11 protein-coding genes are annotated in these 12,298 nt (G+C 37.8%); 2 read left to right on the forward strand and 9 right to left on the reverse strand.

From position 1 onward, the window contains the following. Positions 1–173 precede the first annotated feature (173 nt). From I6G50_RS07140 to metK, 5 genes are all read right to left on the reverse strand, one after another. Entirely contained in the window at positions 174–2,501 is a 2,328-nt protein-coding gene (locus tag I6G50_RS07140) for a primosomal protein N' (RefSeq protein ID WP_197908359.1), read from the reverse strand. Positions 2,502–2,645: 144 nt separating this feature from the next. Next, on the reverse strand, positions 2,646–3,005 hold the full coding sequence (gene rpoZ, locus I6G50_RS07145; RefSeq protein ID WP_042753039.1) for a DNA-directed RNA polymerase subunit omega: 360 nt from the start codon (positions 3,003–3,005) through the stop codon (positions 2,646–2,648). Positions 3,006–3,027: 22 nt separating this feature from the next. Beyond that, entirely contained in the window at positions 3,028–3,642 is a 615-nt protein-coding gene (gene gmk / locus I6G50_RS07150; protein ID WP_004259524.1) for a guanylate kinase, read from the reverse strand. Positions 3,643–3,791: 149 nt separating this feature from the next. Beyond that, positions 3,792–5,408 carry a ribonuclease Y gene (gene rny / locus I6G50_RS07155; protein ID WP_197908360.1) on the reverse strand — a complete coding sequence of 539 codons (1,617 nt, stop codon included), beginning with the start codon at positions 5,406–5,408 and terminating at the stop codon, positions 3,792–3,794. A gap of 209 nt (positions 5,409–5,617) precedes the next feature. After that, positions 5,618–6,811, reverse strand: a complete 1,194-nt coding sequence (gene metK / locus I6G50_RS07160) for a methionine adenosyltransferase (RefSeq protein WP_197908361.1) — start codon at positions 6,809–6,811, stop codon at positions 5,618–5,620. A gap of 143 nt (positions 6,812–6,954) precedes the next feature. On the opposite strand from metK, the gene I6G50_RS07165 reads away from it, so the two are divergent. Beyond that, positions 6,955–7,704: a biotin--[acetyl-CoA-carboxylase] ligase gene (locus I6G50_RS07165; RefSeq protein ID WP_197908362.1), complete on the forward strand. Its 750-nt coding sequence runs from the start codon at positions 6,955–6,957 to the stop codon at positions 7,702–7,704. Positions 7,705–7,779: 75 nt separating this feature from the next. On the opposite strand, the gene I6G50_RS07170 is transcribed toward I6G50_RS07165, so the two are convergent. From I6G50_RS07170 to I6G50_RS07185, 4 genes are all read right to left on the reverse strand, one after another. Next, a complete protein-coding gene (locus tag I6G50_RS07170; protein ID WP_004259541.1) occupies positions 7,780–8,139 on the reverse strand; it encodes a PspC domain-containing protein in 360 nt (119 codons plus the stop codon). Between the two features lie 34 nt (positions 8,140–8,173). Beyond that, positions 8,174–8,371 (reverse strand): PspC domain-containing protein, encoded by a 198-nt coding sequence (locus I6G50_RS07175; protein WP_004259545.1) that lies wholly within the window; start codon positions 8,369–8,371, stop codon positions 8,174–8,176. Between the two features lie 35 nt (positions 8,372–8,406). Beyond that, a complete protein-coding gene (locus I6G50_RS07180; protein WP_004259547.1) occupies positions 8,407–9,495 on the reverse strand; it encodes a DUF4097 family beta strand repeat-containing protein in 1,089 nt (362 codons plus the stop codon). A 153-nt stretch (positions 9,496–9,648) separates the two neighbouring features. Next, on the reverse strand, positions 9,649–11,274 hold the full coding sequence (locus tag I6G50_RS07185; RefSeq protein ID WP_197908363.1) for a glucosaminidase domain-containing protein: 1,626 nt from the start codon (positions 11,272–11,274) through the stop codon (positions 9,649–9,651). Positions 11,275–11,474: 200 nt separating this feature from the next. Between I6G50_RS07185 and I6G50_RS07190 the strand changes: the two genes are divergently transcribed. Next, positions 11,475–12,161, forward strand: coding sequence for an alpha/beta fold hydrolase (locus I6G50_RS07190; protein WP_197908364.1), 687 nt, complete (start codon positions 11,475–11,477; stop codon positions 12,159–12,161). Positions 12,162–12,298: the final 137 nt, after the last annotated feature.

The following is a 12,298-nucleotide window of genomic DNA, read 5'->3' on the forward strand; positions in this document are numbered from 1 at the left end:
ACACTACATATAGTGTCTCAAGACATATTTTATTATACCATAACACTACATATAGTGCTCGCTTGAAAAATGTAAGCAATGAAAACCTATCCCTATTAGGTCTCTTAATCTTAATTTCCCCCTCAAGATGTGGGTTTTAAAGAGATAAAAAAATAGCAATCAGATTGCTATTTTTATACAAAATTTTGAGGCTCACTATCAATCAAGACTCTTACGTCTTTATTCTCTCGTTTTTGTGTTAAATCAAGAACTTGGTTTAAAACCTTCTCTAAGTGTTCTTCAAAACGATACTTCACAAGAATTTGATAATGATAAAGATTATGTGTACGTGCAATAGGTTTAGGAGTTGGTCCTAAAATCTTAGCTTTCTCTGATAATTTTTCCTTAATCAAGCTCGCAATTTCATAGGCTTTTTTCGCCACAATGTCCTCATCTTTATGACTGACTAAAATCTGAACAGTAAAATAATAAGGAGGATAAGAAAGTTGCTGACGATAATACATCTCTTGACGATAAAAGGTTTCATAATCCTGATCAGCCACTAACTTAACCGCATAATGACCAGGGTTAAAAGTTTGGATTAGGACTTCACCTTTTTTATTTGCACGACCTGCACGGCCTGCAACTTGCATCAAAAGTTGAAAACTTCGCTCACTCGCACGAAAGTCGGGAAGATTTAAGCCTGTATCTGCATTAATGACACCCACTAGCGTTACATTTGGGAAATCCAAACCTTTAGCTATCATCTGTGTGCCGAGTAGTATATCCGCTTCATGTGCACCAAATTTGTTTAAAATCTTTTCATGTGCATTTTTGGTCTTCGTCGTATCAACATCCATTCGTAAAATACGAATATGAGGAAGTAATTTTTCTAATTCTTCTTGGACTTTTTGAGTGCCGGAACCATAATAACGAATCTTCCGGCTTTGACAGTTAGGACAAGCATGAGGAATGGCCTCTTGATGTCCACAATAATGACAATTTAAAGTTTTCGTATCCATGTGCAAAGTCAAAGAAATATCGCAGTTAGGACACTCCACGACAAAACCACAGTCTCGACACATGACAAAAGAACTATACCCGCGGCGATTAAGCATCAGAATAACCTGCTCTTTTCGATCAACTTTTTCTTGTATTTTTTCCAAAAGCAGTTCAGAAAAATTGGCTGATTTATCACTCAGATTACTACGCATATCCACAATCTGCACTTGTGGTAAAAAAGCTTCCTCATTTGCTCGTTGGGTAAGTCTCAACAGATGATAGACATCCCGCTGTGCACGCGCACGACTTTCTAAACTCGGCGTTGCTGACCCCAGTACCACACGTGCTTGATGATACTTTGCGCGTAACAATGCTATATCTCGAGCATGGTAGCGTGGACTCGAATCCTGTTTATAACTCGTTTCATGCTCTTCATCAATAATGATGACACCAATATTTTCTAAGGGCACAAAAATTGCAGAACGAGCACCAACAACAACCTGTGCGCGTCCTTCCTTGATTTTACGCCATTCGTCATATTTTTCTCCATCAGACAAACCTGAATGCATAATGGCAACTTTTTCCCCAAAGCGAGCAATAAACCGATTGGACATTTGCGGGGTAAGGGAAATCTCTGGAACCAGCATAATTGCTGTCTTTCCATCATTTAAAACTTCCTGAATAACTTGTAAATAGACTTCCGTTTTTCCAGAACCCGTAATACCTTCAAGTAAAAAGGGTTTATCAGAGGAGGCCATAATAGTATCAAAAGCTACTTGCTGCTCTTCATTTAAAAGCTTTGCAGAGTCAGGCTCTACGGCTTGAAATACGGAAGCTGTCCGAGAAATCTCCTGTTCAGTTACCTCTACCAAACCATTATCCACAAAATATTTAATAATTGCTGATGAAAACGGAAGATCTTTTTGTCGTACTTTATCTTCTTGCTCCAAAAGATATTTTTTTAATTCAGCCCGTTTTTTGGCGGCCTTTCCTATCTCGAAACTGGCTAATTTAGAGCTTGCCACCAAATATTTTTCCGTCTTCTTATTTTCTTTAGATTTCGCAGAATAACTTACTTCCACTTTCCCTGCTTTGACTTCTTTCAAAGCTTCTAACCTTTGAGTATCACTAAGCGTGCTCCATTTTGTTTGGCGCCCATCTTGTGCTGTCAATATTTTGTCGTAACTCGAATTGAGTAAGTTAGGCAACATAGCTTTTAGGCAAGAAATTTTGTACGAAAAAACAGTATGGCGCATTTCATCCGCTAGAGTAAGCTGTTCTTCGGTCAAAACAGGTTCTAAGTCAAGGAGTTCCGCAACTTCTTTAAGTTCTACATCTTCCTCTTCCGAAAAGTCAATAACGATACCTTGAACCAGACGATTTCCTTTGCCAAAGGGGATGTGGACACGCATGCCTATCTCTATCATGCTCTCCAACTCCGAAGGAATGGCATAAGAAAAAGGTTTATCTGTCTGCATCAGAGGAATATCTACAATAACTTTAGCTGTTTTTTTTATCATTTTTCTCCCCTGCTTTTCTTTTTCACACTTGAATTCACTATATAAATTATAACAAAAAGATATCTTCTATAGTGGACTTTGGATTATTTGAAAAACAAAAAGCCTCAAAAGTTTGTCTTTAAACTTTTGAAAGCTTTTTTCTGCTTATTCAGCTGAAGCAGCTGCAGCTTTAGCGGCACGATTACCTTTTTGTTTCGCTTCTTCTTCGGCTTCTTCTTTAGCGATTTGTTCACGGATAAGTTTTTCAGCCATTTTTTGTTGGAGGCGTTCTAATTCACGCTTCTCTTTCAAAGTTTCACGTTTTGCATCGGGAGAAGGGTGAATGGTAACTTTGCCCTCAGCAATTTCTTCTAAAGCTTGCAACGTACGTTTAACAGCTTTGAATTCCATTGTAGGACGTTCCCCATCACGCAACTCATGCGCGCGTTTAGCTTCCAAAACAACGAGCGAATATTTTGAATCTACATGTTGTAGCAGTTTGTCAATTGAAGGTTCTAACATCATATCAGTTTCCTCTTTTCTCTTCTTAATCCAATTTTTCAATCATGTGTGCATAACGTTCCAACACACGGTCCACACGATAATGTTCAGCTTCAATAATCTTAATAACACGTTCAGCAGCAAGTTCAACTTTATCATTAACTACAGCATAATCGTATTCACTCATCAAACGAATTTCTTCTTTCGCTTTCTTCATGCGGTTATTAATAACTTCAGCACTATCTGTTCCTCGTCCCACAAGACGTCCACGTAATTCTTCCAAATCTGGTGGCGTCAAGAACACAAATACACCATCTGGTACTTTTTCCTTCACTTGAAGCGCACCTTGTACTTCAATTTCAAGAAAAACATCCTTGCCTTCATCTAAAGTTTGATTGACATAAGTCAAGGGTGTGCCATAATAATTACCAACATATTCAGCATACTCTAGCATCTCACCTTTGCGGATCATTTCTTCAAATTCTTCACGTGTCCGGAAATAATAATCTTTTCCATCAACTTCACCAGGGCGTTGCGCACGAGTTGTCATTGATACGGAATAATCAAAATTATTTTCATTTTCAAAAATTTTCGCACGGACAGTTCCTTTTCCAACTCCCGAAGGACCAGAAAAAACAATTAATAAACCACGTTCGGGCATCTCTTTAACCTCACTTATTGTTTACAATCTATTCTAGCAAAGTCTCTAAGCTATATCCACTCTACGTAACAAAAGGTAATTTTAATTAACTTAATTGTAACATAAGGTTTTTAAATTTACGAAATAAAAAACACTCAATGAGTGTTTTCTTATTTGGCATAATCAATGGCCCGTGTTTCACGAATAACAGTAACTTTGATATTTCCTGGATAATCCATTTCGTCTTCAATACGATTTTTCACATCTCTTGCCAAGATAATGATTTCGTCATCAGTAAGCTTTTCTGGTTTAACCATAACACGAACTTCGCGCCCCGCTTGTAAAGCAAAAGCACTTTCGACACCTTCAAAGCTCGTTGAAATATTTTCTAAATCACGGAGGCGTTTAATATAATTTTCAATCGACTCACGACGAGCGCCTGGACGTGCCGCGCTAAGCGCATCAGCAGCCGCAACCAAGGTTGCAATATTGCTATTAGGCTCGGTGTCGCCATGGTGACTGGCAATCGTATTAATAACAATTGGATTTTCCTTGTACTTACGTGCAAGTTCTGTCCCAATCTCGACGTGACTTCCTTCCACTTCATGGTCTAAAGCTTTACCAATATCATGTAAGAAACCTGCACGCTTAGCTAGGGTAACGTTTTCACCCATCTCACCAGCCAGATTTCCTGCAACATTCGCAACTTCAACCGAATGATCAAGTACATTTTGTCCATAAGAAGTACGGAAATGTAGGCGTCCCATAATTTTCATCAAATCTGGATGTAAGTTATGAGCACCAACTTCAAAAGCAGCTTGTTCCCCGTATTCACGCATCTTATGATCAAGTGCTTTGCGATTCTTCTCAACTAGTTCTTCAATACGAGCGGGATGAATACGACCATCTTGTACCAATTGTTCCAAGGTCATCCGGGCAATTTCTCGTCTAATAGGATCAAAGCCAGAAAGTACAACTGCTTCTGGGGTATCATCAATAATAACATCAATACCAGTTAAAGCTTCAAATGTACGAATATTACGGCCTTCGCGACCAATAATACGTCCCTTCATCCCATCATCTGGTAATGTTACTACTGAGACGGTTTGTTCAGCCACCGAATCACTAGAGACACGTTGGATAGCAAGTGAAACAATATTCTTAGCACGTTTATCAGCTTCCGCATGGGCTTTTTCTTCGCTGGAACGTATAAGCTGTGCCATTTCTTTAGTTAAACCATCACGCGTTTCAGTCAAAATAATTTCTTTTGCTTCTTCCTTGGTCAAAGCAGCGATGCGTTCCAACTCTTCTTGTTTCTTTTCTTCAATTTCTAAAATCTCTTGCTCACGCTTATTGAGTGTATCAGTTTTTTTAGAGAGCGCTTCCTCTTTAGAGTCTAAGCTACGTTCTTTATTTGTAAGTTTATCATCCTTACGATCTAGAACTTCTTCACGTTGTTTTAGGCGTTGTTCAGTTTCTCTTAACTCCTTACGATCTTGCTTAAATTCATCTTCGATTTCACGACGTTGTTTTTGCTCTTCCTCACGAAGATTAAAGCGCGCTTCTTTCTTGAAAGTTTCTGCTTCATCTCTAAGGATTTCTGCTTCTTTTCTTACAAGTGCAGCATCACGCTGTGCATTTGCCGTTATCTCATTTGCCTTGCTCTCTGCTTGCATAAAAAGACTTTCAGCATCTTGCTTGTTTTTCTTAATATTTTGAGCATAAAAAATAAAGGCAATAACCAATACAATCAATAAGACAAGCAGAACGATTGTTATAACGCTCATTTGTCTCCTTTTATTCATACCTACTCTATCGCGGTTCAATAGGGCAGATAGCTTGATTATAGTTCATATGCGTTTCCAAAGAAACACTCCTTATATTTTACCATTTTTTGGGATATGTTTCAATTAAGTATTTTACCGCTTTCAAGTTTTTAACAAATAGATTTTAAAAGTATAAAAAAACCGTGTGATAACACACAGTCTTTTTATAATTAAAGTAATTTTTTAAGTGCATCAACTTTATCAAGGTGTTCCCATGGGAGATCAATATCAGTACGCCCAAAATGACCATACGCTGCTGTTTTTCCATAGATTGGACGCAGTAGATCAAGCATTTTGATGATTCCCGCTGGACGTAAGTCAAAGTTTTCACGAATAGCTACGAGCAGAGCATCATCCGAAACTTTACCTGTACCAAAAGTTTCAATATTAACCGAAGTTGGTGTAGCAACACCAATTGCATATGATAATTGGACTTGAGCTTTATCTGCTAGTCCTGCAGCCACAATGTTTTTAGCAACATAGCGGGCTGCATAAGAAGCTGAACGGTCAACCTTTGTTGCATCTTTCCCTGAAAAGGCGCCACCACCATGAGGTGCATAACCTCCATAGGTATCAACAATAATTTTACGACCGGTTAAACCAGAATCTCCTTGAGGTCCTCCAATGACAAAGCGTCCTGTTGGATTGATGAAGTATTTTGTTTCTTCATCAAGAAGATGTGCTGGAATAACTTCTTTGATAACTTTTTCGATGACGTCTTGATGAATTTCTTCATTTGTCGCATCGGCTGCATGTTGTGTTGAAATAACAACAGTGTCCACGCGTTTGGCTTGACCTGCTTCATCATATTCAACCGTAACTTGTGACTTAGCATCTGGGCGTAAGTAAGATATTTCTCCTGATTTACGCAAATCTGCCAATTTTTTCACTAACTTGTGACTAAGTGAAATCGCAAGTGGCATATATTCTTCTGTTTCGTTTGTAGCATAACCAAACATCATCCCTTGGTCACCAGCACCGATAAGATCAAGTGGGTCAATGATTTCCCCATCTTTACCACGAACTTCTTCGGCCTCGTTTACACCTTGAGCAATATCTGGCGATTGTTCAACAAGTGATACATGCACACCAACTGATTTATAGTCAAAGCCGTTCTCACTATCTGTATAACCAATATTTTTAATTGTCTCGCGAACCACTCCCGCAATATCAACATAAGCGGAAGTTGATATTTCACCAAATATATTTACCGTTCCCGTGTAAACTACTGTTTCACAAGCTACGTGAGCATCTGGATCTTGAGCCACAATGGCATCAAGGATTGCATCTGAAATTTGATCCGCAACCTTATCTGGATGTCCCTCTGAGACTGATTCTGATGTGAATAGACGTTTTTCTAACATTCTTTATTTCCCCTACTTCTTGAGTATTTTTCGGTTACAGGCTTAATGGTGGTGATTGCTCACCGGAGAGTTTCTCCCGCCATCGGAAATTGTAACTTCTTTATTTTAGCACAAAATGATATTTTTTGATATACTTTGCCTAAATGAACAAACCTCTAGATAAAAAAATTATTTTAAGCGCTAATCCGTGGCTTCAAGATGTAAAAATTCTTGAACAATCTGTTTCGACTCAACTTGATGCAAAAGCTGATGGCCAAGCAAATACCTTATATATGTCTGAGAAGCAGACAGGTATCTATGGTCGTTTCGGACGAGAATATTTTGCAAGTCCTGAGGGAGGAATTTATATGACACTCCTCTTAAAGCCTTTAGTATCTCTCGAAGAATTACCAAATTATACATTATTAGCAGCGGCCGCAGTAGTTTCAGCCATCGAAAACTTAACCGATAAAAAACCGTTGATTAAGTGGGTCAATGATATCTATCTGAACAATAAAAAGATTGTCGGGATCTTAGCCGAAGCACAGCTTCAACCTGATAGAAGTATGCAAGTCGCCTTAGGCATCGGGATTAATTTTCATATTGAAGCATTTCCTGAATCTCTTGCGGATAAAGCCGGCTCTTTATTTACAGAGCAGCCTGCTCTGACACGCTCTGAGCTGGTTGCAGAAATCTGGTCAGAATTTCAGAGACTGTCTGATCGAGATTTTTTTGACATCTACAAATCCCATTCTCTCGTTCTTGGAAAAACAGTTGAATTCGAAGAAAATAAAATTCAATATAAAGGTTTAGCAGAAGATTTGACACAAGACGGGCAACTTATTATTCAATTAGAAGATGGTCAAAAAAAAATCTTATCAAGTGGAGAAATATCACTAAAAAAATGGACGTGATGGACGTCCATTTTTATTTTTTCATTTATTATTTATATTATTTAGGAGTTTTAGGAAATTCGGAATTATTGTTTTTTAAAAGTCTGACCAATCATCTTTTTTATCATCTTCAATTGGCTCTGCTTCTTTCATCTTACGACCAGATGGGCTTGAAGAAGATTTGCCTTGCCAACGATCCGCATAACTGGACCAGTTGCCTTCGTTTTCTCGACGAGGATTTTGCCCTCCTGTATTGCCATTTGGACTGGGGATAATCCAGCTGGCTATGAAGTAGACAGGAATAAGACTTCCCCAACTTCCGAAAGCTAAGAGCACGTATAAGATACGCACAAAGGTGATGATATCACGGCTCCAACCAAAGTATTCACAGATACCCGCAATGGTTCCCGTCAACATACGATTGTTCGCTGATTTTGTTAATTGTTTTTGAGACATTTTCTTTCCTTTCTAGAAGTTGTCCTTCATATTCTTATGGGCTAGGAATCAAGAAGCTAGCAACGATATACACAAGTACAAGCGTCCCCAGACTTCCAAAAGCCAACAGCACATACAAAATGCGCAATAAGGTAATTATATCACGGCTTAAGCCAAAATACTCACCTACACCAGCAATGGTTCCCGTCAGCATACGGTTGCTTGATGATTTTGTTAATTGTTTTTGAGCCATATTCTTTCCTCTCTAAAGTCTAGGACGCGAGTTACTTAATCGACATCTTTAAGCCAGATAGTACCAGATTTTGTTTCAAGTTCAAATGTTAATGTATCGGGACCAGTACGGACTACTGCAGCACCATTGCGGCTAGCCTCAAATGGATTATCCAAGTTCAAACGTGTTTTATAGCCTCCGAAAACTGTACGGACATGTCCAACTAAGCCAAGATATTCTGGCACAGAGAGTTTCACATCTCCGTTGACATTTTTAACCATTAATTTACGTGCTGTATCTTGAGTTTGAGTCAATAGAATATTACCATTGACCAAGTTCACCTCACCATCTTCAAAAGCAGAGGTTACTCTAATATTCCCATTCACAGATGTAAGTTTAAGGCCACTTGTTAAGCCATCTAAAATCTTAATTTCACCATTTTTAATGGAAACATCAATATCTTTATTTTTTGTTTCGGTTAATTCAACTTCGCCATTGACTTGGTCAATCTTCAAGTTATCCACAGAAATTTTTTCGACTTTAATATCCCCATGTGCAAACTTAAAATCAAAGGTTTCATAAACTTTTTCAGGTAAGTAAAGCTCAAGATTTACTGAAGTACGTAGACTGTCTGATGTAGAAATTTCTAAAATCCCATCTGTAACTTCAAGTTTAGTTTTTTCAGAAAGATATTCCTCAATCTTTTCTTGATCTACTGCTCCATAGATTCTATACTCTGCTTTAACGTGAGCATTTTCACCAGGATAAACGGCAATTTTACCCGCTTTAATATCTAAGTTGATTGAATTAAATTCTTCATTGATATCTTTTTCCACAGTTTTAGTTGTCGATTTTACTTTAGGAAATCCTTTAGAAAAATCAATATTATCATCAATTGCTTTGGAAGCATCTTTGAAAACGACTTTTCCTTTGGATACGAGTTGATCCATGATACCCTTGAATGAATCTACAAAGTCAACATCATGATTGACAAATCCTTCTGTATCTGTGTAATTAAATTTTTCTTTGTTTTCAGCTTGGCCTTCTTCAGCCATGGGATTGGATTTATCAAGCAATTCTAATGCTTCATCCTCCGAAATAATCCCTCGGCGCATCAAGTCCATAATTCTATCTTTTTTATTCATTTTTTTGTTCCTCCTGTTATAGAACTGAGGTATATGTCAACCTCTATGTTTAGATTATCTCATATTTTGCTGTGGATAATATCAGTCTTTGGACTGATTTTTTTTTATTATTTTTTTAGTTAAGAAAAAAACTGATTCTTTCGAAACAGTTTTTTACTTTTTAGGTTGAATATATGTGGATAAGCTTGCATCACTTGCTGAGATTGTACGGTAATCCACAACATTCAATCCCTTCACATTCATTTCTGATACGAGGATAGAACCATCTTTGTTTACTTTCTCCACAAAGGCAACGTGGCCGTATTCTGCAGAGGCACCCGCTACACCTGGTGGGAAACTTACTGCATAGCCAAGCTGTGGAATAGTTGTTGTGTAATAGCCTTGAGCGGCTGCATTTGAGCCCCAAACGCCTCCATTACCCATATATTGTCCAATTTTTCCACCTAATTGAAGAATACGGTTATACACATACTGTGTACAGTTTCCCCAAGCATAGCTTGCAGCTCCTGGATATTGTTTACCGTTATATTTAGGGAATTTCAAGTCGCTTGGCATAGCTTCTAATACTGGACTCGCAGGGGCAGCAAGATTTTTAAACTCTTCTGACAAATTATCGATATCATCATATTGTGTTAAATTGTATTCTTTAATAATTTGAATCAATTTTGCTGCATATTCGGGATCTGTCGCAAAGATACCTTGTAGAGAACGTGCGGCATCTTCCACATTGTCGCTGTTCACCTTCCAACTTCCAGCATAAATTTTACTGTTCCATGTAGTACCATGCAGCATAAGATTGACATAATCCACGAGAGACTGATCATAGGTATCATATGCACGATAAGTTCCTGAAGAAATTGTTACTGATTGGCCATTGAAGGCTCCAATAATATTAAACAAGTTATGATAGATAGAAGCAACGTTACTATGTCCATAACCAGATTCCAAAATAGCCTGAGCAATAATCAAAGAAGCGTAGAGATTATTTTGACCTGCCAGCTGTGAAATACGTGGTGCAATACTCTTGATAAAATCTTCAAGTGTTTTATTATTGATTTTAGTCAAAGGTGGTACAGCAATTTTAGTTTTATTAAACTTCAAGTTTCCATCTGTATTGGCCTGTTTATAAGTTGTTACTGCATCTTGTACGGTATAACTTGGAGCGGTATAAACAGGTGCTGAATTATTATAATTAGGTGTTGAAGGTGCGGGAGTGCTCGGGGTTGTTGGTTTCGATGGTGAAGTTGGCTTTGGCGGTTTTGGTGTTGAAGGTTTTGGTTTTTCTGGCTTTGGTTTTTCAGGTTTTTCTGGATTTACCGGTTTTTCTGGGTCTACTGGTTTTTCTGGATCTACCGGCTTTTCTGGGTCTACTGGTGTTTCTGGATCTACCGGCTTTTCTGGGTCTACTGGTTTTTCTGGATCAACTGGTGTTTCTGGGTCTACTGGTGTTTCTGGATCAACTGGTGTTTCTGGGTCTACTGGTGTTTCTGGATCAACAGGTGTACTAACACTTCCGTCTTCACCTGTATTGAGTGATTCACCCGAATTCGTATTATTTTCTAGCTGTTCTCCAGTAGCATAATCTACATTTATTACTTCATTTGTATTAGTTTCTGTGCTTGGTGTTGTTTGGTTTTCCACACTAACTGCTAGCTGACTATCGGCATGAGCTGTAGCACCAAAAGCCGTAACACCCAAAACGGCTGCTGCGCTCAAAGTAATTTTTGGAAAAGCTTTATGCTCTTTTTTCTTCATATGTTTATATTTAACTTTAGACATAGACAATTTTCTCTCCTCGAAATTATAGAAAAACCATATTTTTTTATTATCTTTTTTTAATAAACCATTTCTTCCCTTCATTCTAACAAAAATAAGTAGTTTGCTCAACCAATATAAGTCATTATTTTACATTCATTGTTTATTTTTTATATATCCCCTTTTTAGGCTTAATTTGCTATACTAACATCAAGGACAAAAACATGGAAAAATATGTTATTACAAGTGACAAGGTGAAGATTTACTATACTGTAGAAGGGCAAGGGCCTGCTCTTCTTCTTCTGCATGGTAATTCACAGACCCGCAATATTTTTAAGAGACTCATTAAAAGACTCAAACTACACTATACTTGCTTTGCTATTGACACACGTGGACATGGCAAAAGTACCTTTAAAGGAAAAAAACTGAGCTTTAGCCGCTTAACTCAAGATGTCTTAGAGGTTATGGCAGCTGAAAAACTCCAGAAGGTTAATCTTCTGGGTTTTAGCGATGGAGCAAATATTGCCATGCTTCTCGCTAGTCGTTACCCTGCACGGGTGCATAGATTAATTCTCAATGCAGGGAACTCTAATTATAGTGGGCTCTACTCCTTAGTACGTCTAACAGTAAAACTTCTCAACCTTTTTTCTAGTATCACTCATAAAAATTCTCCAGCCCTAAAACTTCTTTTAGAAGATGTTCTGCAAGATATTAAGGAACTCCGTGCCATCACAGTACCCACACTTGTAGTAAATGGTCAATTTGATGTGGTAAAAACAGCTCACGCCCAAGATATTGCAAATAACATCCCTAATAGCCAGCTACTCATTATTCCATTAGGAAGTCATCTTAGCTTTTATTTTCGTCCTAATAATTTTAGCCGAATAGTCTGTGATTTTTTAGCAGACTAAATTTACTTCTAAATACAGCAATAGCCCCCGAGATGTGTCAATAGTATTATCAAAATAAAAATCAATTTTTTAAGATACTAAAATTTTTCTATACCTGGAATGACGTCAATGAAAAGACTTTAAGTATCATCACTGTC

Source organism: Lactococcus garvieae (genome assembly GCF_016027715.1).
Classification (GTDB): domain Bacteria; phylum Bacillota; class Bacilli; order Lactobacillales; family Streptococcaceae; genus Lactococcus; species Lactococcus garvieae_A.